Consider the following 23,043-nt stretch of genomic DNA (forward strand, 5'->3'; position numbering starts at 1 on the left):
GAGCAATATTCGGGAACGTCAAGGAAATGAGCGAATACCTGTTTACTTCGGAGTCGGTGTCTGAAGGCCATCCGGACAAAGTGGCCGACCAGATTTCGGACGCGATCCTCGACGCGATCCTGCGCGAGGACAAGCACGCGCGCGTCGCCGCCGAGACGCTGGTGAACACCGGCCTCGTGGTGTTGGCCGGCGAGATCACCACGCACGCCAACATCGACTACATCCAGATCGCGCGCGACACCATCAAGCGCATCGGCTACGACAACGCCGACATGGGCTTCGACCACCGCGGTTGCGCGGTGCTGGTCTGCTATGACAAGCAGTCGCCGGACATCGCGCAGGGCGTCAACGAAGGCGAAGGCCTCGACCTCGACCAGGGCGCCGGCGACCAGGGCCTGATGTTCGGCTACGCCTGCGACGAAACGCCGACCCTGATGCCGTTCCCGATCTACTACGCGCACCGCCTGGTGCAGCGCCAGTCGGAACTGCGCAAGGACGGTCGCCTGCCGTGGCTGCGCCCGGACGCCAAGAGCCAGATCACCTGCGTCTACGACGCCGAGACCGGCCTGCCGAAGAGCATCGACACCGTCGTGCTGTCGACGCAGCACGCGCCGGAGATCGACCACAAGACGCTGACCGAGGCGGTGATCGAGGACATCGTGAAGCCGGTGTTGCCGGCCGACATGCTGACCGAGAACACCAAGTACCTGATCAACCCGACCGGCCGCTTCGTCATCGGCGGCCCGCAGGGCGACTGCGGCCTGACCGGCCGCAAGATCATCGTCGACACCTACGGCGGCGCCGCGCCGCACGGCGGCGGCGCGTTCTCGGGCAAGGATCCGAGCAAAGTGGACCGTTCGGCGGCCTACGCCGGCCGTTACGTGGCGAAGAACATCGTCGCCGCTGGCCTTGCGCGCCAGTGCCAGATCCAGGTCTCGTACGCGATCGGCGTCGCGCACCCGACGTCGATCTCGGTCGACACTTTCGGCACCAACGTCGTGCCGAACGAGCTGATCGTCGAACTGGTGAAGCGCCACTTCGACCTGCGCCCGAAAGGCATCATCCAGCAGCTCGACCTGTTGCGCCCGATCTACACCAAGACCGCCGCCTACGGCCACTTCGGCCGCGAAGAGCCGGAGTTCAGCTGGGAGCGCACCGACAAGGCCGACGCGCTGCGCGCCGACGCCGGTCTGTAATCGCCGCTTGCTGCCAACAAAACGCCCCGTCTCGCACGGGGCGTTTGTTTTATCGGGACAAGGGTTGGCCGAGCGTTTTCCCGGGCTCGGCCAACGTTTCGACCATTCGCGCCACGCCCTGTATAATGGCCGGATTCCGGGGAGCGCTGCGAGGCATATGCCCCAGGCCCGGACCCCAAACGGCGCTCACCTCGCTATAACCCGTGCCGGGCACGGGATGCCGGGTGAGCCGCGTCCCTCCCGGCCTTCGTGAAGGATCATCCACGATGGCTGAATTCAAAGATTACCTCGTCGCCGACATCGGCCTTGCCGCCTGGGGCCGCAAGGAACTGGCGATCGCCGAAACCGAGATGCCGGGCCTGATGGCGCTGCGCGCCGATTACGGCGATTCCAAGCCGCTCAAGGGCGCCCGCATCGCCGGTTCGCTGCACATGACCATCCAGACCGGCGTGCTGATCGAGACGCTGACCGCGCTGGGCGCCGAAGTGCGCTGGGCGTCGTGCAACATCTTCTCGACGCAGGACCAGGCCGCCGCCGCGATCGCCGCCGCCAACATCCCGGTGTTCGCGTTCAAGGGCGAGTCGCTCGACGAGTACTGGGAATTCAGCCACAAGATCTTCGAATGGCCGGAAGGTCAGCCGGCGAACATGATCCTCGACGACGGCGGCGACGCGACGCTGCTGCTCTTGCTCGGCAGCAAGGCCGAGAAGGACCGTGCGGTCATCTCCGAGCCGACCAACGAGGAAGAGGTCGCGCTGTACGCCGCGATCGCGCGTTATCTTGAAAAAGACGCCAACTGGTACTCGAAGCGCCTGCAGCATATCCAGGGCGTGACCGAGGAAACCACGACCGGCGTGCATCGTCTGTACCAGCTGGAAAAAGACGGCCTGTTGCCGTTCCCGGCGTTCAACGTCAACGACTCGGTGACCAAGTCGAAGTTCGACAACCTGTACGGCTGCCGTGAGTCGCTGGTCGACGGCATCAAACGCGCGACCGACGTGATGGTCGCCGGCAAGGTCGCCGTCGTGCTCGGCTACGGCGACGTCGGCAAGGGCTGCGCGCAGAGCCTGCGCGGCCTCGGCGCGACCGTCTGGGTGACCGAGATCGACCCGATCTGCGCGCTGCAGGCGGCGATGGAAGGCTACCGCGTCGTGACGATGGACGACGTGTGCGACCAGGGCGACATCTTCGTCACCACCACCGGCAACGTCGGCGTGATCACGCACGACCACATGGTCAAGATGCGCAACAACGCGATCGTGTGCAACATCGGCCACTTCGACTCCGAGATCGAGGTCGCCAGTCTGCGCCAGTACCAGTGGGACAACATCAAGCCGCAGGTCGACCACATCATCTTCCCGTCGGGCCGCCGCATCATCCTGCTGGCCGAAGGCCGCCTGGTGAACCTCGGCTGCGGCACCGGCCACCCGTCGTTCGTGATGTCGAACAGCTTCACCAACCAGGTGCTCGCGCAGATGGAAATCTTCGGTGCCGGCGAGAAGTACGGCAACGAGGTCTACGTGCTGCCGAAACACCTCGACGAGAAGGTCGCGCGCCTGCACCTGGAGCGCATCGGCGTCAAGCTGACCGAACTTTCCGACGAGCAGGCCGCCTATATCAGCGTGCCGAAGGAAGGCCCGTACAAGCCGACCCACTACCGTTACTAAAAATCGACCCTTAAAGGGCACACGGCGGCGGCCCGAACACCGGCACGCCGCCGTTTTTGCGACAAGAGACGTCCATGAGCCAGAACCGCACCTTCAGCTTCGAATTCTTCCCGCCCAAGACGCCGGAAGGCGTCGCCAAGCTGCGCACCACGCGCCAGCAGCTGGCGCAGTTCAAGCCGGAATTCTTCTCGGTGACCTTCGGCGCCGGCGGCACCACGCGCGACGGCACGCTGGCCGCCGTGCTCGAGATCCAGGGCGAGGGCCACGCCGCCGCGCCGCACCTGTCGTGCATCGGCTCGACGCGCGAGAGCATCGCCGCCATCCTGCAGGAATACCGCAACCACGGCATCCGCCACATCGTCGCGCTGCGCGGCGACATCCCGTCGGGCATGGTCGGCATCGGCGAATTCCGCTACGCGAACGAGCTGGTCGCCTTCATCCGCGAGCAGCACGGCGACTGGTTCCACATCGAGGTGGCCGCCTACCCGGAATACCACCCGCAGGCGGTGAGCGCGACGGCCGACATCGACAACTTCGTGCGCAAGGTCGAGGCCGGCGCCGATGCGGCGATCACGCAGTACTTCTACAACGCCGACGCCTACTTCCACTTCGTCGACGCCGTGCGCGCGAAGGGCGTCGAGATCCCGATCGTGCCGGGCCTGATGCCGATCGCCAACTTCAGCCAGCTCGCGCGCTTCTCCGACGCGTGCGGCGCCGAGATCCCGCGCTGGCTGCGCCTGAAGCTGCAGGCCTACGGCGACGACATCGCGTCGATCCGCGCGTTGGGGCTGGACGTCGTCACCGAGCTGGGCGACAAGCTCCTCACCGGCGGCGCACCCGGCCTGCATTTCTACACGCTGAACCAGGCGGGGCTCGTGTCGACCGTGTGGCAACGCCTGGGTCTGTAACACGAGGAAATGAGATGACGAGTCAAACCGACGCCCTGTCGTTCAACGAGAGCCGCAAGTCGCGCCTCGGCCAGGTGATGTTCGCCAGCCGCTGGCTGCAGCTGCCGATCTATCTGGGCCTGATCGTGGTGCAGGGCGTGTACGCGTACAAGTTCATCGCGTCGCTGTGGCATTTGTTGAGCGATCTGGACGTGCTGTCCGAGACCGAGATCATGCTGTCGGTGCTCGGCCTGATCGACGTGGTGATGATCGCCAACCTGCTGTTGATGGTGACGGTCGGCGGCTACGAGACCTTCGTGTCGCGCCTCAGGATCGACAACCACCCGGACCAGCCCGAATGGCTCGACCACGTGAACGCGTCGGTGTTGAAGGTGAAGCTGTCGATGGCGATCATCAGCATCTCGTCGATCCACCTGCTGCAGACCTTCATCAACGCGAGCAAGCTGTCGCCGCAGACGATGATGTGGCAGCTGTTTATCCACCTGGGTTTTCTCGTGTCGGCGGCGGCGATCGCCTACACCGACAAGCTCTTGTACTCGACGCTGCACAGCGCCCCGGCTTCGCCGCACTGAACCGAAAGGATCGCGTGCCGGCGCGAAAAGCCCCGTTCCGCCTTCGGTGGGAACGGGGCTTTTTCATGTGCTTCTTTGGAAAAGGGCGAAGGGTTGGCCGAAGGCGCTTCGCTCCCTCACTCCGCGCTGATCACCCTGTTCCGCCCCTGCTGCTTGGCGCGGTACAGCGCCGTGTCGACGTCGTTGATCAGCGCCTCGATATTGTGATGTCGGGCGGCATCGAGCGTCGCCACGCCGACCGACACCGTTACGCACGGCGCGACCGGCGAGGCGGCGTGTTCGATGTCGAGTTCGGCGACCGCCTCGCGCATTTCCTCGGCCAGCTCCTGCGCCAGGTGGGTGTCGGCGCCGGGCAGGATCACGATGAACTCTTCGCCACCGATGCGCGCGACCAGGTCGTTGCTGCGGCGGAATACCGCGCGCAGCGCTTCGCTGACGCGTGCGAGACAGGTGTCGCCGCGCGGGTGGCCGTAGCGGTCGTTGTACAGCTTGAAGTGGTCGACGTCGCACAGCACCAGCGACAGCGGCGTGCGGTTCAGCAGCGCCGAGTCGAACAGCGGGCGCTTGATCTCGTCGAAGTGCAGCCGGTTCGCGAGGCCGGTCAGCGCGTCGCGCCGCGCCTGGCGGTGCAGGCGCGCGTTGCTGTCCTCGAGGTCCTGGCGCGCGGCCTGCAGCGCGCGCAGCTGGTGGCGGCGCGCCATCACGTTGGCGAGCATCTCGCCGATCAGGCGCAGCAGCGCGACCTCCTGCTCGCCCCACACGCGCGGTGTCGCGGTGTCGCAGCCGAAGAAGCCGAGCGGTACGTGCGATACGCGCACCTTGACCAGTACCAGCGTCGCGATGCCCAAGAGCGACAGCGTCAGCTGTTCCTGGCCGAGGCCGTGGCTGTCCGGCGTGTGCGCGTCGAGGATGACGACGCTGTGACGCGCCAGCTGCGGCACCAGCCAAGGCGAGGCGTCGGCGCTGTACAGCGTCAGGAGCTCGTTCACGGAGCGGCTCTGAGCGGCATGCCATTCGTGCGTTTCCTGCACCGCGAGCCGCGAATCGAGAATGAACAGATAACAGCGCTGCACGCCGAGAAAACCGCCGATGCGCGCCAGAGCCTCGGCCAACGTCGCGTCGAGTGCGTCTTCGGTGACGTTGATGAAGCGGGTCGACAGCTCGGACACCAGCTGCTGGAAACGGTTCAGGTGGTCGAGTTCTGCGGTGCGTATCGCGACGAGTTCGGCGAGCCGGTCACGGTGGGCGGCCAGCTCTTCGCACGCGCGCAGGCCCTCGGCGTTCTTGTCGGCGAGCCGGTCCTGCAGGTCGCCGAAAGCGTCGACGAGCGCATCGAGTTCATGGCAGCGCCGCGTGTCGGGCAGCACGGCGGCACCGAGGCGATAGCGGCGCAGGTGCTCGGTCAGCGTGTTCAGCGGCGCGGTGAAGTAGTGATTGAGCGCGAGCGCCAGCAGCAGCGCGACCAGCGCCAGCTGCAGCAGCTGCACTAAGGCGTTCTGCAGCGCCTCGTCGCGGATATGCGCGTACAGCGTGGCGTAACTCAGCATCACGCGCAGTGTGCCCAGCTTGACCGGTGGGCGATGCCCCAGCATCAACGGCACTTCGACCACCCGCGTCGGCTTGACCGTCATCGGCAGGCGAGAGCTCGACAAGCGCTGGTCGGAATCGGTCGTCAGTTCGGCGTAGGCGACGCCGGGATGGGTGGCGATCGCCTGCAGCGTCTTCTCGGCCGACGGCAGGTCGACGTCCCAGACGTTCTGCGCCAGGATCGGCATGTATTGGTCGCGGATCAGCCGTTCGATCGAACCGGCGTGCTCGATCTCGGTATGGTAGCCGCGCCAGGTCTGCCAGCCGACCACCGCGATGCTCAATAGCGACAGGCACAACAGCACGCGCCCGACGACCTGCCGGACGAGCGGTGTCTCGCTGGCCGCGTCGGCGCTGGTGCTCATGGCGGAAGCGGTAAGAGCGCGGGCGGCAGCGCGCCGGCGCGCGAAAGAGGAGAGAGGGGGCGACAAGCGTGCAGCATGCAGACCTCCTGCCATTGGCTTTTGCTTGTCAGTGTGGCACAGCGGGCTTCAAGCCGCAGGAGAGGGTGCCTGCCCTTATGTAACGGGCTAAGGCCTGAGGTGGGACAGCGGCATGGCCGTCGTGCGTTTCAACTCCTTGAGGACGAAGCTCGACTTCACGTCGATCACGCCAGGGTGGCTCAAGAGCTCGTCCATCACGAAGCGCGAGAAGTGTTCGAGGTCTTCGAAGTACACCTGCAGCAGGTAGTCCATTTCGCCGGTCATCGCATAGCAGTGCGTCACCTCGGGCCATTGCTGCACCGCGTCGACGAAGCTCTGGATATGCGCATTGCCACGCTTTTCCAGCATCACGCGCACGAAGGCCTGCAGGCCGAGGCCGATGCGGCCCGGGTCTAAAAGCGCGACGTACTGCTTGATCACGCCCGATTCTTCCAGCTGCTTCAAGCGCCTCAGGCAGGGCGACGGTGACAGCGCCACCCGCTCGGCGAGCTCGACGTTGGTCAGCCGGCCGTTCTTCTGCAACTCGGCGAGAATGCGCAGATCGGTCTTGTCTAGGGTCAAGCTTGACATGTTTTGTGTTCCTCTCGCTGACCATTAGCAGTCTATGCCTGTATTTTCGTTTTTTGCAGCCATTTTGCAAGAAAATTGCCGTTCTCCTTGCCTACACTAGTCATCAAGCGAGTCCCGTCTCGAGGGCCGAGGAGAAACGGTATGTACACGCTCGACGCCGCCGAACAGCGCGAAGACATGAAGCTGGCCGCTTTGCCAGCCGATCTGGATATCCACAACGCCGCAGTCCCCGTCTATACCGACGCAGAACATCACACCTGGTCGGTGCTGTACGCGAACCAGGAAAAAGTCCTCCCCGGGCGCGCGTGCGCCGAGTTCCTCGAAGGTCTGCGGCTGATCGACTTCCCGCACGACCGTATCCCGCGCCTCGCCGACATCAGCGACCGCATCGAGGCGTGTACCGGCTGGCGGCTGACCCGCGTCGACGGCATCGTCCCCGACAAGGAATTCTTCGAACTGCTTTCGCAGCGCATCTTCCCGTCCACCGACTTCATCCGCAAACCCGAGGAAATCGGCTACACGCCGGCGCCGGACATGTTCCACGACCTCTTGGGTCACGTGCCGATGTTGACCAGCCCGCGCTTCACCGCCTTTTTCGAACGCTTCGGCCGCGCCGGCGTGCGCGCGTTCGAACTCGGCCACGACGCGACCATCTGGCTGCCGCGCATCTACTGGTACACCGTAGAGTTCGGCCTGATCCGCGGCGCCGACGGCCTGCGCATCTACGGCTCCGGCATCCTGTCGTCGCCGAACGAGGTGATGTACAGCCTGTCGGACGCGACCGACAAACGCGCCTTCGACATCGACGCCGTCGCCGCGATGCCGTACGACATCTGGCACATGCAGGACACGCTGTTTGTCATCGACAGCTTCGATGCGCTCGAAGCCGACTTCGCGCGCTGGACCGAACGCCAGGGCCTCGCCTGATTTCCCCTGCACCAGAAAAAAGGCCGCCCCACGAGGGCGGCCGACCTGTACCTACGCAAAGGAGACCCCGATGAGAATGGAAACGATGCTGCAAAACCCGCTGCAGACCGACGGCTTCGAGTTCGTCGAGTACACCGCGCCCGACGAGGCGGGCCTGAAGCATCTGGCCGAGCTGTTCGCGCTGATGGGCTTCAGCGAGGTCGCGCACCACAAGCACAAGAACGTGCGGCTGTTCCGCCAGGGCGACATCAATTTCATCCTCAACGGCGAGCGCGCCGCGCCGTTCACCGAGTTCGGCCAGAAGCACGGCCAGTCGGCCTGTGCGATGGCATGGCGGGTGAAGGACGCGGCGAAGGCCTACGAATACGCGCTCGCGCACGGCGCCAAACCGTACCAGCGCCCGGTCGGCGCGATGGAACTGAACATCCCAGCGGTAGAAGGCATCGGCGGCTCGGCGCTGTACTTCGTCGACCGCTACGGCCGCGACACCATCTACGACGTCGATTTCGTGCCGGTCGACGGCGTCGACCCGCACCCGGCAGGTGTCGGCCTTACCGAGATCGACCACCTGACGCACAACGTCGCGCGCGGCCATATGGGCGTGTGGGCCGGCTTCTACGAGAGCATCGCCAACTTCCGCGAGATCCGCTACTTCGACATCGAAGGCAAGCTGACCGGGCTGGTGTCCAAGGCGATGACCAGCCCGTGCGGCAAGATCAGGATCCCGATCAACGAGTCGAGCGACGACAAGAGCCAGATCGAGGAATTCCTGCGCGAATACCACGGCGAGGGCATCCAGCACATCGCGCTGGCGACCAGAGACATCTTCGCCACCGTAGAGGCACTGCGTCAGCGTGGCGTGAAATTCCTCGACACGCCGGACACCTACTACGACAAGGTCGACGCGCGCGTGCCGGGCCACGGCGAGAACGTAGAGCGGCTGCGCGAGAACCGTATCCTCGTCGACGGCGCGCCGGTAGAAGGTGCCGGCATCCTGTTGCAGATCTTCACCGAGACGGTGATCGGGCCGATCTTCTTCGAGATCATCCAAAGGAAGGGCAACGAGGGCTTCGGCGAAGGCAACTTCAAGGCCTTGTTCGAGTCGATCGAAGAAGACCAGATCAAGCGCGGCGTGCTCAAAGCCGACTAATCGACCATCAAGGTTGGCCTGACTGAGCGAGGCTAGCATCGCGAAGAAACGCTAAGCGGAGCATGCGAAACCAGGCTCGGCCAACCTTTCACCCCCACGGTGACCGCCATGCGCAAATGGATCAGCTTTCCGCACAAGGCCGGGACGGTGTCGCGCCAGGCGCACGCCGACTTCCCGGCCGCAGGCATTTACGAGCGCGAGGCCGGCCGCAGCGGCTTTTTCGGCCCCGCCAGCCACTTCCACCACCGGCACGCGCCGACCGGCTGGAGCGCCTGGGAAGGCCCGCTCAGACCGCGCGCGTTCGACCTTAACGAGCTGCCGCAACAGGGCGCGATGCCTGTCGACGCGGCGACGGTGCTGAAAAACGCGCACTGCGACTTCCGCATCTGGAGCCTGGATAAGCCGATGCCGGCGCTGTTCCGCAACGGCGACGGCGACGACCTGCTGTTCATCCATCAAGGCAGTGGCGAACTGTTCTGCGACTACGGCCACCTGAGTTTCCGCGACGGCGACTACCTGTTGATTCCGCGTTCGACGATGTGGCGCATCGAGCCGGCCGAACCGGTGACGATGCTGCTGATCGAGGCGACGAACGGCGCCTACCAGTTGCCCGACAAGGGCCTGGTCGGCCCGCACGCGATCTTCGACGAGGCGATGCTCGACGTGCCCGAGATCGACGACGCCTTTCGCGCGCAGTACGCCGAGACCGAGACGCGGGTCGTCATCAAGCGCCGCGGCGCGCTCTCGACGGTGACCTACCCGTACAACCCGCTCGACGCGATCGGCTGGCACGGCAATCTGTCGGTCGCCCGCATCAACTGGCGCGACATCCGGCCCTTGATGAGCCACCGCTACCACCTGCCGCCATCGGCGCACAGCACCTTCGTCGCCGAGCGCTTCGTCGTCTGCACCTTCGTGCCGCGGCCGATCGAGTCGGACCCGGGCGCGCTGAAGGTGCCGTTCTACCACAACAACGACGACTACGATGAAGTCATCTTCTACCACGCCGGCGACTTCTTCAGCCGCGACAACATCAAGCCCGGCATGCTGACCTTCCACCCGTGCGGCTTCACGCACGGCCCGCACCCGAAGGCGTTCGCCAAGGCGCAGACCGCGCCCAAGACCTTCACCGACGAGGTCGCGGTGATGATAGACGCGCGCGACGCGCTGGAAACCGGCGACGCGATGGCGGCGGTCGAGTGGGGCGGCTACGTGGATAGCTGGAAGCCGAAGGATTAATCACGAGCTTGGCCGAGCCTGATCCGCCAGAGGCTCGGCCAAGCTTTCACTTCAAGAGACGAGACCCTTATGAAACTCGCCACCTACAAGAACGGCAGCCGCGACGGCGAGCTGCGCCTCGTCAGCCGCGATCTTTCCCGCTGCGTCGCCGTCACCGACATCGCGCCGACGCTGCAGGCGGCGCTCGACGACTGGCTCGACGCCGCGCCGCGGCTGAAGGAACGCTACGTAGAGCTCAACAGCGGCAGCCTCGCCGGCGTCGAAGCGTTCGACGAGGCACGCTGCCACTCGCCGTTGCCGCGCGCCTACCAGTGGGCTGACGGCAGCGCCTATCTGAACCACGTCGTACTGGTCAGAAAGGCGCGCGGTGCAGAAGTGCCGGAAAGCTTCTACACCGATCCGCTGATGTACCAGGGCGGCTCCGACGCCTTCCTCGCGCCGCACGCGGCTATCCCGCTGCGCGATCCGGCGTGGGGACTCGACTTCGAGGGCGAGGTCGGCGTGATCACCGGCGACGTGCCGCTGGGCGCCGATGTCGACGTCTGCGCGAGGGCGATCCGCCTCGTGCTGCTGGTCAACGACGTCACCCTGCGCAATCTGATCCCGTGCGAACTCGCCAAGGGCTTCGGCTTCTTCCAGAGCAAGCCGGCGACCAGCTTCTCGCCGGTCGCGGTCACGCCGGACGAGCTGGGCGCCGACTGGCATGGCGGCAAGCTGCACCTGCCGCTGTTGGTCGACTACAACGGCAAGCGCTTCGGCGAGCCGAACGCCGGCGTCGAGATGCAGTTCTCCTTTCCGGAGCTGATCGCGCACGTCGCGAAGACACGCGAGTTGTGCGCCGGCTCCATCGTCGGCTCGGGCACGATCTCCAACAGCGACCGGCGTGTCGGCTCGGCCTGCCTCGCCGAGCTGCGCATGATCGAGATCATCGACGACGGCGCGGCGCACACGCCGTTCATGCAGGTCGGCGACACGGTGAGGATAGAGATGAGCGACGCCGCCGGCGACAGCATCTTCGGCGCGATCGAGCAGAAGGTGGTCGCCCATGAGTGACGTGAGCTCGGCCAACCTTGGCACCGAACGGGTGCTGTACGGTTACTGGCGTTCTTCGGCCGCCTACCGCGTGCGCATCGCGCTCCACCACAAGAATCTGCCATTCGAGAACGTGCCGGTGAGCCTCGTCAACGGCGAACAAAGGTCGGCCGAGCACCTCGCACGTAACCCGCAGGGCCTGGTGCCGGCGCTCGTCGATCGCGGCGCGACCTTCACCCAGTCGCTCGCGATCTGCGAATACCTCGACGAAGCCTACCCGGACACGCCGCGGTTGCTGCCGTCGCATCCGGCCGAGCGCGCCGGGGTGAGGGCGATGGCGCAGCTCGTCGCGTGCGACATCCATCCGCTTTGCAACCTTAGGGTGTTGAAGTATCTCGAGGCCGAACTCGGGCAGGACGCCGACGGCAAGAAGGCGTGGGTCGCGCGCTGGCTGCACGACGGTCTCGCGGCCTTGGAGACGTTGGCCGAGCCGGTCGCCGGCGACTACCTGTTCGGCGACACGGTGACGCTGGCCGACGTCTTTCTCGCGCCGCAGCTCTACAACGCGCGCCGCTTCGACGCCGACCTCGCGCCTTACCCGCTGTTGCGCCGTATCGACGAAACCCTGGCCGAGCTGCCGTCTTTCCAGGCCGCCGAACCGTCGCGCCAGCCGGACGCGCAGTGAAGCGGAACGGTCATCTTGATGTCATCAAAACCCACCGAAGCGGGTTTTTTATCGGTTGAATACTTGACTCCCGCAAGTCGCTCTGATTAAATGCGTGCCTCTGATGCGCGAGCGTCAGGATGGCCAATTAGCTCAGTTGGTAGAGCAGCGGATTGAAAATCCGCGTGTCCTTGGTTCGATTCCGAGATTGGCCACCAAGAATTTCGCTTCATGCGCAGCGTGAGGCAAATCAGCCGGGAGCGATTCCCGGCCGTCGATGGCCAATTAGCTCAGTTGGTAGAGCAGCGGATTGAAAATCCGCGTGTCCTTGGTTCGATTCCGAGATTGGCCACCAAGCTTCAAGTCAAAAGCCCGAACCGCAAGGTTCGGGCTTTTGCGTTTCCGCCAGCTTCCCCTCCCCCGGTCGGTTTTTGCCGATTCGAATCCTTTCGCCAGGCTGGCGTGCCGCCGATGAAAACGGGCCGGCATGGCCGGCCCCCATCTACATGTCCTGCGCCTCGACGATGCCCTCGTGGTGCGCTGCGTGGCGTGGCAGGATCAGGTTGAGGATGATCGCCAGCAGCGAGCACAGGCCGACGCCGACCAGCGAGAAGCCGCCGAACTTCAGCTCCAGCGCGCCGATGCCGCAGGTCAGCACCACCGACACGATCACCAGGTTCCTGGGCGCCATCAGGTCGACCTTCGCTTCGATCAGCGTCTTCAGACCGATGCTGGCGATCGTGCCGAACAACAGCACCATGATGCCGCCCATCACCGGCATCGGGATCGACGCGAGCAGCGCGTTGAACTTGCCGAAGAAGGCCATCGCGATCGCGAACAGCGCCGCCCAGGTCATCGTCACCGGGTTGAAGTTGCGCGTGATCATCACCGCGCCGGTGACTTCGGCATACGTCGTCACCGGCGGGCCGCCGATCAGGCCGGCGATGCACACGCCGAGGCCGTCGCCGGCCAGCGTGCGGTGCAGGCCGGGATCGCGCGGGTAGTCGCGGCCGGTGACGCCGCCGATCGCCATCACGCCGCCGATGTGTTCGATCGCCGGCGCGATCGCCACCGGCAGCATGAACAGCGCCGCCGCCCAGTTGACCTCGGGCGTGACGAAGTGCGGCACCGCGAGCCATGGCGCGTCGGCGATCTTTTCAAAGTCCACCAAGCCCATGAAGCCGGCCACGGCGTAGCCTGCGATCACGCCGGCGAGGATGGGCACCAGCCGGAACATGCCTTTCGCGTAGATCGCGACCAGTACCGTCGTCGCGAGCGAGATCGCCGCCAGCATCAGCGCGGTCTGGTACGGAATCACCTGCTGGCTGCCTGCGCGGCCCATCGCCATGTCAGATGCGACGGTCGCGACGCTCAAGCCGATGACCATGATCACCGGGCCGATCACCACCGGCGGCAACAGCCTGTTGACCGCCGCGATGCCGCGCCAACGCACCAGGCCGGCGAACACGAAGTACATGAAGCCGGCGGCGAACAGGCCGAACATCGTCGACGGCAGCCCCCAGGTCTGCGTCGCGTAGATGATCGGCGCGATGAAGGCGAACGAGGAGCCGAGGAAGATCGGCACCTTGCGGCCGGTGCTCAGCTGGAACAAGAGCGTGCCGACGCCGGCGCCCAAGAGCGCGAGCGACGGGTTGAGTCCGGTGAGCAAGGGCACCAGCACCATGGCGCCGAAGGCGACGAACAGGATCTGCGCGCCGGCCAGCGCCTGCTTGAGTGGTTGGAACATGTTTTCCCCTGGATGCGGCCGATACGAGAAGGGGGAGCCGGATCGCGTCTCCCCCTTGAGGCTCGGCCAACCTTGCGCATGTTTAGACGTGTTTGGTGCCGAAGATCTTGTCGCCGGCGTCGCCGAGGCCCGGGATGATGTAGCCGTTCGCATCCAGGTGCGAGTCGAGCGCCGCGGTGTAGATCCGGACGTCCGGGTGCGCGTCGTTGACCGCCTTCACGCCCTCGGGCGCGGCGACCATCACGATCGCCTTGATCTGCTTGCAACCCTTGCGCTTGAGAAGGTCGATGGTGGCGACCATCGAGCCGCCGGTGGCGAGCATCGGGTCGATGATCAGCGCGATGCGCTCGTCGAGCGCGTCGACGAACTTGTCGAAGTAGGGGACCGGTTCGAGCGTCTCCTCGTTGCGGTACAGGCCGACGACGCTGATCTTGGCCGACGGGATCATGTCGAGCACGCCGTCGAGCATGCCTAGACCGGCGCGCAGGATGGGCACGACGGTGACCTTCTTGCCCTTGATCTGCTGTATCTCGACCTCGCCGCACCAGCCCTGCAGCGTGGTCGTCTCGAGTTCGAAGTCGTGCGTGGCCTCGTAGGCGAGAAGGCGCGCGAGCTCCTGCGTCAGCGCGCGGAATTTCTTGGTGCTGATCTCGCCTTCGCGCAGAAGGCCGATCTTGTGCTGGACCAGCGGATGTTTCACAACGTGGATGTTCATTGGTATTTTGCCCCGAAAGACGTGCCGGCAGTGAAGGGTAGGGTTGCCGGACGGATGTGCGGTGAATCGTGTTACCGGAGGAAATTCTAGCTCGAAACCGGGAAGGCCGGCGCGTCCCGCTAGGCGCGGAACTTGTTGCCTTGCCACGGGGTCAGTTTATTTACCTGTAAAGAAAGCGGGACTCGTCGATCGTCGCCAGGCCCACGACTCCCGCAGCAGAAAGGTGGTCCACGATGAAGAAAAACACCCTGATTTCTGTTTTGACGATCGCGTCGCTGCCGGCGATGGCCGCGGTCGACAACGCTCAACTGCCCGAAAACATCCGCGTGCCCGGCGGCCACGTCGAAAAGCTGCAGGTGCAGGGCGAGGGCAAAATCATCTACGTGTGCAGCGCGAAGGCCGGTGCGCCTGGCCAGTACGAATGGACGCTGCTGCAGCCGCAGGCGACGCTCTACAACGCGCAGCGCCAGCCGGTCGGCCAGTATTACGCCGGTCCGCGCTGGGACCTTGACGACGGCTCACAGGCGGTCGGCAAGCCGGTGGCCGGGATGACGGCGCAAGGCGGCATCCCGCTGCAGCTGGTGAAGATCGACGAGACGCGCGGCGAAGGCGCGCTGCGCAACACGAGCTACGTTCAGCGCCTCGGCACGCAAGGCGGCCTGCCGCCGACGTCGCTGTGCGACAAGATCAACGACCGCGCGGTCGAAGAGGTGCCGTACAAGGCGACCTATGTGTTCTACCAGCCGTCGAAGCCGTAAGGCGTACGACAGCACGGCAAAAAGCCCGGACCTCGCGGTCCGGGCTTTTTTGCGTCCACAAGGTTGGCCGAGCGTCAGGCCAACGCCGCGATCTGGCGCTTGCGGCCGGCGGCCATGCCGCACAGCAAGGCGCCGCCGCCGTACATGACGTAGACGAGTGCGGCGACATGCCAGTTGTGGAACAGGTCGTGACCGAGGCCGACCAGGAACGGCCCGGTCGACGCGAACAGATAGCCGAAGCCCTGCGCCATGCCCGACAGCTGCGCGGCGACCTGCGCGTCAGGCGCGCGCAGCACGATCAGCGTCAGCCCTATGCTGAACATGCCGCCGAGGCCGAGGCCGAGCGGCACCGCCCAGAACCACACGGTAGCCAGCGGCGCGAACACGAGGCCGAGGAAGCCTGCGGTCGACAAGGACAGCATGATCGCGATCATCGCGCGCTGGTCGCGGAAGAAACGGCTGGCGAGCCACGGCGCGCCGAACGCTGTGGTCAGCTGGATCATCGTCGTGATCGACAGCACGAAGCCCGCCGCCAGCGGCGTGAGGCCACGGTCGATCAGGATCACCGGCAGCCAGCCGAACACGATGTAGGCGTGCGACGACTGCAGCCCCATATAGCCGGTCACCTGCCAGGCGAGCTTGTCACGCCACAGGCTTTTGGGCTTCGCCAGATGGGCGGGTTCGACGTGGGGCGGCTTCGCCTGCGGCATCCAGACGACGGCGGCCAGCAGCGCCGGCAGCGCCCAGAACGCGAGGCCGACCTCCCAGCTGCCGGTGGCGTCGCGCACCGGCACCGTTACGCCGGCGGCGAGCGCCGCGCCGAGGCACAGCGCCAGCGTGTAGAGGCCGGTCATGATCTCGGCCTTGTCGGGGAAGTCGCGCTTGACGAGGCCGGGCAGCAGTACGCCGGCGATGCCGATGCCGGCGCCGGCCAGCATGGTGCCGGTGAACAGGCCGGATACGCCGAAAAAGCTCCTCAGCGCGCAGCCGGCGGCCAGCACCGCCAGCGCGATCATCAGCGTGCGTTCGGCGCCGATGCGGCGCGCCATGCGCGGCGCGAGCGGCGCGAACAGGCCGAGGCACAGCACCGGCAGCGTGGTCAACAGGCCGGCGCCGGTGGCGGTGAGGCCGGTGGCGGACTTCACCTCGTCCAACAGCGGCGACAGGCTGGTCAGCGCCGGGCGCAGGTTGACCGCGATCAGCACCATGCCGGCGATCAGCAGCCGGTTCACGCCGGCTTTCGGCGGCGCCGGCGGGTCGTTGGCCTCGGCGTCGATCAGGAGTTCGTCGTGCAGGCGCGACGCGTCGGGCGCGCAGACGGGACGGGGAGACGACATGATTTTCCTTGCGGTGGCGGTTCAGCCCTTCCAGTACACGAAGACGCGGCAGGCTTCGGCGGCGGCGTCCGCGTCCTGTGCGATCACCGCGTCGAGCAGCGCGCGGTGTTCGGCGAGGCCCGGTTGGGCGAGGGCGGGGTTGTGGAAGCTGTCGACGAGTTCGGCGCGGTGATGGCTCATGACGAAGAACTGGTAGAGTTCGAGCAGCACCGGGTTGTGCGCCGCAGCAACGAGCCGGGTGTGGAAGGCGAGGTCGAGGTCGGCGTGGCGTTCGGGCTCGTCACGGTAGGACACCGCCTGCGCGGCGTCGAGCGCGACTTCGAGTTCGGCGATGTCATCGTCGGTGCGGCGCTGCGCGGCGAGCCGCATCGCCTGCGTCTCCAGCAGCTCGCGCACTTCGCGACGCTGGTCGGGCGCGCAGCGCGCCAGCGTCTTGACCGTGTCGAGCGGGTTGCTGCGCGTGCGCAGATAGGTGCCGTCGCCCTGGCGCACCTCGAGCACGCCGGCGAAGTTGAGCACGCGCACCGCCTCTCGCACCGTGTTGCGGCTCATGCCCAGTCTTTCGGCGAGTTCGGGTTCGGTCGGGATGCGGCCGCCGATCGGCCAGTCGCCGCGGTCGATCCGGGTCTTGAGTGCGGCTATGGCCAGGTCGACCAGGGAAGTTTTTTGCATGGCGAGAAATTCATCCGATGATTGCTTGAATCTACCGCCGTCGTCAGCGGATCGGCAAGTCATCCGTCGTAGTTTTCTTCAAAAAACTGGCTATTCTGGTTAAAAAACTACGATTGAATTGTCGCAGCCGTCCGGTGGCATTCCATGTCCTCTCCGCTTGCCCTGTTCCGCGTGTTATGCCATCGCCTCGTCGGCGGCGCGCCGTGGCTCGCGCTGCTTGCCTGGGTGCTGCTCCTGGCCCTCGCCGCTTTTCTCGCCTGGCAACCCTTCGCCGCGCAACGCCGTGCGGTGCTCGCCGAAACGCGCGACCGCATCGCCGCGCGGCGCCACGCGCTCGACACCCGGCTGTGGGAGGTGATCTACCAGGTCGAGAGCCAGCGGCGCGCGGCCGAGAACGGCCTCGCGCAGCCGCCGTCGCCCCCCGCGCTGATGCAAGCCCTGAAGACGCTGCCGGACGGCAAGAGCGTCGGCCTCGAGGCGGTGCCGATCACGCTGCTGCCCGAGCGCGTCGGCAACGTCTTCGTTCCCGGTCGCCGCGAGGCGATCTCGCAGGCCACCGAGCGCGAACTGGCGATGGCGCTGTCCTTGTTCCCAATGCACAAGGCGGCGCTCGCCTCGACGCCCGAGTTGGCGTGGGTGTACTACCACTCGGTCGACGGCTGGTGTGCCGCCTCGCCGTGGCTGTCGCAACGGCAGCTGCTGGCCGAGAGCGGTTCGGGCTCGCTCTCGGGCTTCATGAAAGCCGCCGCCGACCTGGACTTCCTGAAGATGGGCATGCCGGCGCGCAACCCGCAGCGGCGTTCTTACTGGACGCCGCTTTACCGTGATCCGGTCGGCAAGGGCTGGCTGATGAGCTATGCCGCGCCGGTGTACGAAAAGCAGCGTTTTCGCGGCGTGGCCGCGGCCGACCTGACGCTGCATTTCCTGTCGGCCTTTCTCGAGTCCGGGCGCGGCGACGGCGCACAATGGCTGATCGTCGACCGTTCTGCGACCGCGCCGGTTGCGCGGCTGGTCGCCGCCAGCCGGTTCAACGCGGTGGGAGGCGAGGTGCTGCCCGACTGGCGGGACTTCGCCGGCCGGCGCCTCGGCCTGCCGGCGGCGCCCGGCCTTCAGGTCGGCCAGTGGCAGGAGTGGGGTGGCTACCAGGTCTATGTCGATCCGCTCGACCGGGTGCCGTGGTCGCTCGTCTACCTGGTGCCGGCACACGTGATCGACCGCCAGGTGCTGTCGCAGCTGCGCCCGGTTATCGGTCTTTTGGTCCTGCTGCTGCTGCTGTTCACGCTGGTCGGCGCCAAGCTGTGGCAGGCCGTCCGCGAGCTGCAACGGCGCGCGAGTACCGACGGGCTGACCGGCGTCAGCAACCGGCGCGCCTTCTTCGAGACGGCGCGGCGCGAACAGGCGCGGCATCTGAGGCTCGGCCAACCTTTCTCGTTGCTGATGATAGACATCGACCACTTCAAACAGGTGAACGACCTCTTCGGGCACGCCGCCGGCGACCGCGTGCTGAAGGAGTTCTCGGCGCTGCTGTGCAGCCTGATGCGGGCCGAGGACCTGTTCGCGCGCCTCGGCGGCGAGGAGTTCGCCTGTCTGCTGTACGGCAGCGACGCCGAGCAGGCGCGCGAGGTGGCCGAACGGCTGTGCCGCATCGTGTCGCGCACCGCCTTCATCCTGTCGGGCGGGCAGCGCGTGTCGCTGACCGCGAGCTTCGGCGTGGCGACCGCCGAGTCGTCGAGGCTCTCGCTCGAGGAGCTTTACCAGAACGCCGACCACGCGCTCTACCGCGCCAAGGAGGCCGGGCGCAATCGGGTCGAGGTGGCCGGCACGCCGTCGGCCGGCCACCTCGCCGTCGCCGGCCCGTCCGTCTGACCTTGCTGCGATGCCTCCCCCGTGCTCGCTCGGGCCCGGCCGGGCCCGAGTCTGAGCCCCTATCGGACGGGGGTCGATGAAACACAGGCCGCCTGTTTCCCACATCGAGCAGGCAAAAAAGCGGCAGCCTTGTGGGCTGCCGTTTTTTATCGACCAAAGCTTGGCCGAGCTTACTTCGCGTCAGACCACAGCACGCCGCCGGTCGCCCAGTCGCTCTTCTTCACGTCCTGGAAGAGGATGTCGACGGCGGACGCATCGCAGCCGAGCACCTTGACCGACGCTTCGGTCAGCGCTTCGGCGTACTGGCGTTTTTCTTCGTCGCTGCGGCCTTCGAACAGTTGCACGTTGAGGGTCGGCATTGGTGTCTCCTTGGTTGGTTAGGGTTCAGTCTTTGTAGTCGGGGCAGAGCCGGTCGAGCCGGCGCAAGAGGGCCGGCCATTCGCGCTCGCCCTCGGGCAGCGGGTCGGCGGTCAGCTGGGCGAAGGTCTTCTCGCACACCTCGGGCGTCGGGAGGATCAGTTCGGCGCCGGTCGCCTGCGCGGCGAGCTGCATGCGGCACGCCTTGTCGAGCATGTCGATCAGGCAGAACGCCTCGGCGACGGTGCGGCCGGTGACGAGGCTGCCGTGGTTGTACAGCAGCATCGCCTTCCGCCCGCCGAGGTTCTCGACCAGCCTGACCTTCTCGCTCTCGGTCAGCGCCAGGCCTTCGTAGCGGTGGTAGCCGAGGTCGCCGTAGAAGCGCAGCGCGTGCTGCGACAGCGGCAACAGGCCGTCTTTGAGCATCGCTATAGAGATCGCAGCCTCGTTGTGCAGGTGCATCACGCATTTCGCGTCTTCGCGCGCCGCGTGCACCGCGCCGTGGATGGTGAAGCCGGTCGCGTTCACCTCGTAAGGCGTGTCACCGATGATGTTGCCGGCGATGTCGATCTTCACCAGGTTCGACGCGGTCACCTCGTCGAACATCAGCCCGAACGGGTTGATCAGGAAACGGCCCTTCTCGCCGGGCACGGCGAGCGAGATATGCGTATAGATCAGGTCGCCCCAGCCGCGCTCTGCGACCAACCGGTAGCAGGCGGCCAGATCGACGCGCGCCTGCCATTCGGCGTCGCTGATGCCGTCGCCGGCGACGCGGCCGGCGGCGTGCGCGAGGCTCAAGGAATCGGTCGTCACGGTCTTCTCTCAGGGTTAACGATAGGCCCCGATCTTCGCACGTCGCGGCGGGGTTTTCAAAGCGGGGTGGCGTCGGCGTGTCCGGCCGCTCGCCATCGAGTGCGTGGAATCAGGCGCGCGGCGCTGCCGGCGACAGGCTGGCGCCGAAGGTCGACGCGCCGAACGCGACCCGGTCGCCCGGCGCGAAACGCGCCGCCTCGTCGGCGGTGGCGATCACCTCGATCAGGTCCTGGCCGACGAGCAGGGTCATGATCCACACCACGTCGCTTTGGCGTTTGGCGATCAGCTCGGCCGACAGCGTCAGCCGGTTGCCGGCGACCGCGTGTTCGAGGAACAAGGCCTGCGGCGTACCATGCTTCACGATCCGTCCCGATTCGCACACGAGCACGCGGTTCGACAGCCGGAACACTTCGGACAGGTCGTGCGACACGAGCACCGTGGTCAGCTCGAAGCGCTGGTGCAGTTGCAGCAGTTCCTGCTGCAGCTTGAGGCGCAGCGACAGATCGAGCGCCGACAAGGGCTCGTCGAGGAACAGCAGCCTGGGCTTTCTCGCCAGAGCCCGCGCCAGCGCGACACGCTGCTTCTGGCCGCCCGACAGCATCGCCGGCAGGCGCTCGGCCAACGTCGCAAGGCCGGTAATCTCGAGCAATTCGGCGACCCAGGCGTCCTGATTCTTCCCAGCGGCAAAGCGCAGGTTTTCGCGCACGCTCATGTTCGGGAACAGCGCGTAGTCCTGGAACACCAAGCCGATAGCACGCGACTGCACCGGCAGAGACACGCCGCGTTCGGTGTCGAGCCATACCTCGCCGTCGACGACGAGCCGGCCGCGCTCGGGCGTCTCGAGTCCGGCCATCAGACGTAAGAGCGTGCTCTTGCCGGCGCCCGAGGCGCCGAACAGCGTGACGAAGTCACCGGAGGCGATCTCTCCATCCATGGCGAGCGAAAAGGCATGCCCGCCCTGGGCCGGGCGGGCGAGCGAAAAATCGAATTCGATCATAAGGTCTGGATCAGGTGGCCGCGCCGCTTGATGAGGTTGACGGCGAGCACCACCGCGAATGAGAAGCCGAACAGGATCGCCGAGTAGGCGTGGGCGACGTCGTAGTTGAGCTGTTCGACCTCGTGGTAGATCGCGATCGACATCACGCGCGATACGCCCGGGATGTTGCCGCCTATCATCAGCACCACGCCGAATTCGCCGACGGTATGCGCGAACGCCATGATGGTGCCGACGATGATCGCCGGCTTCACGTTCGGCAGTTCGACGCGCCAGAAAGTCGTCAGCCGCGACTTGCCGAGCGTGTACGACGCCTCGGTGAGGCTACGGGGCAGGTTGGCGAAGGCGGCTTGAACCGGCTGCACCATGAACGGCAGGCTGAACAGCACCGAGCCGATCACGAGGCCGGGGAAGGAGAAAACCAGTTTCAGATTGAAAGTGTCGATCAGCCAGCGGCCGAACGTGTACTGCGGGCTGAACGCGAGCAGCAGATAGAAGCCGAGCACCGACGGCGGCAGCACCAGCGGCATTGCGATCAGCGTCTCGACCAGAGCACGCGCGGGCGTGCGTCCCTTGCCGATCCATGCGGCGAGCGGCAGGCCGATGATCAGCAAAATCGTCGTGGTGATGGCGGCGAGCTTTAATGTGAGCCAGAACGGCGAAAGATCGAGGTCCTGCATGTTAGACGAGCGTCATTTCGTTGGCCTTGACGAGCGCGGTGACCTCTACGCCCGGCGCGAGCGCAAGCCGGTCGGCAGAGCGGGTGGTGACGATGGACGCGAGCGTCGTCCCCTGGAAGTCGAGCGTCACCTGGGAGAGCAGCCGGCCGCGCTCGACGCGTGTCACCTTGCACGGCAGCGCGTTGCGCAGGCTGATCGTGCCGGCGAGGTCGCGCGCGAGCGACACCTCGGCCTCCTGGAAGCCGAGGGTGACGGTCTGGCCGGTGGCGAGCGCGCTCGCCCCCGACAGCGCGCCGATCAACAGCGCGGTCAGCCCGACGCCGCCGACGGCGACGTCGACCAGGGTCACGCCGTCGACCGATTCGACCGCGACGATTTCGCCCTGCAAGCGGTTCATGGCAGCTGGTAGCCGAAGCGCTGGAACACCGCGCGCGCCTTCTTCGACGACAGGAAGTCGTAGAACTTCTTCGCGGCGGCCGGATCGTTCTGCTCGGCCTGCTTGAGCACGACGACGCCCTGCGCGATCGGCTGGTACGCTTTCTTCGGCACTTCGACCCACTTGCCCTGGCCCTTCAGTTCGGGCGAGATCACCACCGACTTGGCGGTGAAGCCGATGTCGGCCGCCTGCGTGCTGATGTACTGGTTGGCCTGGCTGATGTTCTCGCCGTAGACGAGCTTGGGTTCGACCGCCTTGTCGATCTTGTAGTGGGCGAGCGCCTTGATCGCCTCGCGGCCGTACGGCGCGGCCTTAGGGTTGGCGACGGCGATCTTGCCGACCTTGTCGCTGGTCAGCGTGTTCGCCCAGTTCTTCAGGTCCAGGTCCTTCATCGTCCACAGCACCAGCGTGCCGTAGGCGTAGGGCTTGACCTGGCCGACGGTGAAGCCGCCGTCGGCCAACTTGTTCGGGAAGTCCATGTCGGCCGACAGGAACAAGTCGAACGGCGCGCCGTTCATGATCTGGCTCGCGAACTTGCCCGACGCGCCGTAAGACGCCTTGATGTCGGTGCCCGATTCCTTCTTGAACTCGGCTGCGAGGTCGTCGAACGCGTACTGCACGTTGGCGGCGACCGCGACGTTCAGCGTGGCGGCGTGGGCGGCGAACGGCAAGAGCGCGAGCGCGGCGGCGATCAGGTGACGGTCAAAACGCAT

Annotated in this window: 23 protein-coding genes, 2 tRNA genes and 1 riboswitch; of the genes, 13 read left to right on the top strand and 12 right to left on the bottom strand. The window is 66.0% G+C overall.

The annotated features are described in order from the left end of the window. The first annotated feature begins 26 nt into the window (after window positions 1-26). The 4 genes from metK (at window position 27) to DWG20_RS08170 (ending at window position 4,343) form a co-directional block, all read left to right on the top strand. Entirely contained in the window at window positions 27-1,196 is a 1,170-nt protein-coding gene (metK, locus tag DWG20_RS08155) for a methionine adenosyltransferase (protein ID WP_115433339.1), read from the top strand. A gap of 134 nt (window positions 1,197-1,330) precedes the next feature. Further along, window positions 1,331-1,391, top strand: a riboswitch (S-adenosyl-L-homocysteine riboswitch). A gap of 71 nt (window positions 1,392-1,462) precedes the next feature. Next, window positions 1,463-2,863, top strand: coding sequence for an adenosylhomocysteinase (ahcY, locus tag DWG20_RS08160; RefSeq protein WP_115433340.1), 1,401 nt, complete (start codon window positions 1,463-1,465; stop codon window positions 2,861-2,863). Between the two features lie 74 nt (window positions 2,864-2,937). Next, window positions 2,938-3,771 (top strand): methylenetetrahydrofolate reductase [NAD(P)H], encoded by an 834-nt coding sequence (metF, locus tag DWG20_RS08165; protein ID WP_115433341.1) that lies wholly within the window; start codon window positions 2,938-2,940, stop codon window positions 3,769-3,771. Between the two features lie 14 nt (window positions 3,772-3,785). After that, entirely contained in the window at window positions 3,786-4,343 is a 558-nt protein-coding gene (locus tag DWG20_RS08170) for a TIGR00645 family protein (protein WP_115433342.1), read from the top strand. Between the two features lie 116 nt (window positions 4,344-4,459). On the opposite strand, the gene DWG20_RS08175 is transcribed toward DWG20_RS08170, so the two are convergent. Then, window positions 4,460-6,295 (bottom strand): GGDEF domain-containing protein, encoded by a 1,836-nt coding sequence (locus DWG20_RS08175; protein ID WP_181880876.1) that lies wholly within the window; start codon window positions 6,293-6,295, stop codon window positions 4,460-4,462. A gap of 165 nt (window positions 6,296-6,460) precedes the next feature. Next, complete coding sequence (locus tag DWG20_RS08180; protein WP_115433344.1) at window positions 6,461-6,943, bottom strand: Lrp/AsnC family transcriptional regulator; 483 nt, start codon at window positions 6,941-6,943, stop codon at window positions 6,461-6,463. A gap of 141 nt (window positions 6,944-7,084) precedes the next feature. On the opposite strand from DWG20_RS08180, the gene DWG20_RS08185 reads away from it, so the two are divergent. The 7 genes from DWG20_RS08185 (at window position 7,085) to DWG20_RS08215 (ending at window position 12,310) form a co-directional block, all read left to right on the top strand. Continuing rightward, window positions 7,085-7,870: a phenylalanine 4-monooxygenase gene (locus tag DWG20_RS08185; protein WP_115433345.1), complete on the top strand. Its 786-nt coding sequence runs from the start codon at window positions 7,085-7,087 to the stop codon at window positions 7,868-7,870. 70 nt (window positions 7,871-7,940) lie between these two features. Continuing rightward, window positions 7,941-9,020, top strand: coding sequence for a 4-hydroxyphenylpyruvate dioxygenase (hppD, locus tag DWG20_RS08190; protein WP_115433346.1), 1,080 nt, complete (start codon window positions 7,941-7,943; stop codon window positions 9,018-9,020). 108 nt (window positions 9,021-9,128) lie between these two features. Continuing rightward, the gene (locus DWG20_RS08195) at window positions 9,129-10,259 is read left to right on the top strand and encodes a homogentisate 1,2-dioxygenase (RefSeq protein ID WP_115433347.1); all 1,131 of its coding nucleotides are present in this window, start codon (window positions 9,129-9,131) and stop codon (window positions 10,257-10,259) included. Window positions 10,260-10,328: 69 nt separating this feature from the next. Next, complete coding sequence (locus DWG20_RS08200) at window positions 10,329-11,312, top strand: fumarylacetoacetate hydrolase family protein (RefSeq protein ID WP_115433348.1); 984 nt, start codon at window positions 10,329-10,331, stop codon at window positions 11,310-11,312. Beyond that, window positions 11,305-11,976 carry a maleylacetoacetate isomerase gene (gene maiA, locus DWG20_RS08205; protein WP_115433349.1) on the top strand — a complete coding sequence of 224 codons (672 nt, stop codon included), beginning with the start codon at window positions 11,305-11,307 and terminating at the stop codon, window positions 11,974-11,976. Before DWG20_RS08200 ends, maiA begins: the two co-directional genes overlap by 8 nt. Window positions 11,977-12,097: 121 nt before the next feature. Next, a tRNA-Phe gene (locus DWG20_RS08210) sits at window positions 12,098-12,173 on the top strand. 61 nt (window positions 12,174-12,234) lie between these two features. After that, a tRNA-Phe gene (locus DWG20_RS08215) sits at window positions 12,235-12,310 on the top strand. 147 nt (window positions 12,311-12,457) lie between these two features. Here the strand turns inward: DWG20_RS08215 and DWG20_RS08220 are convergent. Both DWG20_RS08220 and upp read right to left on the bottom strand, forming a co-directional pair. Then, on the bottom strand, window positions 12,458-13,702 hold the full coding sequence (locus tag DWG20_RS08220; RefSeq protein ID WP_115433350.1) for a uracil-xanthine permease family protein: 1,245 nt from the start codon (window positions 13,700-13,702) through the stop codon (window positions 12,458-12,460). An 82-nt stretch (window positions 13,703-13,784) separates the two neighbouring features. Then, on the bottom strand, window positions 13,785-14,417 hold the full coding sequence (gene upp, locus DWG20_RS08225) for a uracil phosphoribosyltransferase (RefSeq protein WP_115433351.1): 633 nt from the start codon (window positions 14,415-14,417) through the stop codon (window positions 13,785-13,787). 233 nt (window positions 14,418-14,650) lie between these two features. On the opposite strand from upp, the gene DWG20_RS08230 reads away from it, so the two are divergent. Further along, a complete protein-coding gene (locus DWG20_RS08230) occupies window positions 14,651-15,175 on the top strand; it encodes a DUF3455 domain-containing protein (protein WP_115433352.1) in 525 nt (174 codons plus the stop codon). Window positions 15,176-15,249: 74 nt separating this feature from the next. On the opposite strand, the gene DWG20_RS08235 is transcribed toward DWG20_RS08230, so the two are convergent. Further along, window positions 15,250-16,512, bottom strand: a complete 1,263-nt coding sequence (locus DWG20_RS08235) for a CynX/NimT family MFS transporter (protein ID WP_115433353.1) — start codon at window positions 16,510-16,512, stop codon at window positions 15,250-15,252. A 21-nt stretch (window positions 16,513-16,533) separates the two neighbouring features. After that, window positions 16,534-17,184 (bottom strand): FadR/GntR family transcriptional regulator, encoded by a 651-nt coding sequence (locus tag DWG20_RS08240; protein WP_115433354.1) that lies wholly within the window; start codon window positions 17,182-17,184, stop codon window positions 16,534-16,536. A 144-nt stretch (window positions 17,185-17,328) separates the two neighbouring features. Here DWG20_RS08240 and DWG20_RS08245 point away from each other — a divergent pair, with 144 nt between their 5' ends. Beyond that, window positions 17,329-19,050, top strand: coding sequence for a sensor domain-containing diguanylate cyclase (locus DWG20_RS08245; protein ID WP_115433355.1), 1,722 nt, complete (start codon window positions 17,329-17,331; stop codon window positions 19,048-19,050). 170 nt (window positions 19,051-19,220) lie between these two features. Here DWG20_RS08245 and DWG20_RS08250 read toward each other — a convergent pair whose 3' ends face one another. The 6 genes from DWG20_RS08250 to modA form a co-directional block, all read right to left on the bottom strand. After that, window positions 19,221-19,409, bottom strand: a complete 189-nt coding sequence (locus DWG20_RS08250; RefSeq protein ID WP_115433356.1) for a 4-oxalocrotonate tautomerase — start codon at window positions 19,407-19,409, stop codon at window positions 19,221-19,223. A gap of 25 nt (window positions 19,410-19,434) precedes the next feature. Then, window positions 19,435-20,220, bottom strand: coding sequence for a class II aldolase/adducin family protein (locus DWG20_RS08255; protein ID WP_220271941.1), 786 nt, complete (start codon window positions 20,218-20,220; stop codon window positions 19,435-19,437). Window positions 20,221-20,329: 109 nt separating this feature from the next. After that, window positions 20,330-21,217, bottom strand: coding sequence for an ABC transporter ATP-binding protein (locus DWG20_RS08260; RefSeq protein WP_115433357.1), 888 nt, complete (start codon window positions 21,215-21,217; stop codon window positions 20,330-20,332). Further along, window positions 21,214-21,894: a molybdate ABC transporter permease subunit gene (gene modB, locus DWG20_RS08265; protein ID WP_115433358.1), complete on the bottom strand. Its 681-nt coding sequence runs from the start codon at window positions 21,892-21,894 to the stop codon at window positions 21,214-21,216. The genes DWG20_RS08260 and modB overlap by 4 nt, the downstream gene beginning before the upstream one ends. Window position 21,895: 1 nt before the next feature. Then, entirely contained in the window at window positions 21,896-22,291 is a 396-nt protein-coding gene (locus DWG20_RS08270; protein WP_115433359.1) for a TOBE domain-containing protein, read from the bottom strand. Next, the gene (gene modA / locus DWG20_RS08275) at window positions 22,288-23,043 is read right to left on the bottom strand and encodes a molybdate ABC transporter substrate-binding protein (protein WP_115433360.1); all 756 of its coding nucleotides are present in this window, start codon (window positions 23,041-23,043) and stop codon (window positions 22,288-22,290) included. Before modA ends, DWG20_RS08270 begins: the two co-directional genes overlap by 4 nt.

Origin of the sequence: Crenobacter cavernae (assembly GCF_003355495.1) — a bacterium.
GTDB lineage: Bacteria > Pseudomonadota > Gammaproteobacteria > Burkholderiales > Chromobacteriaceae > Crenobacter > Crenobacter cavernae.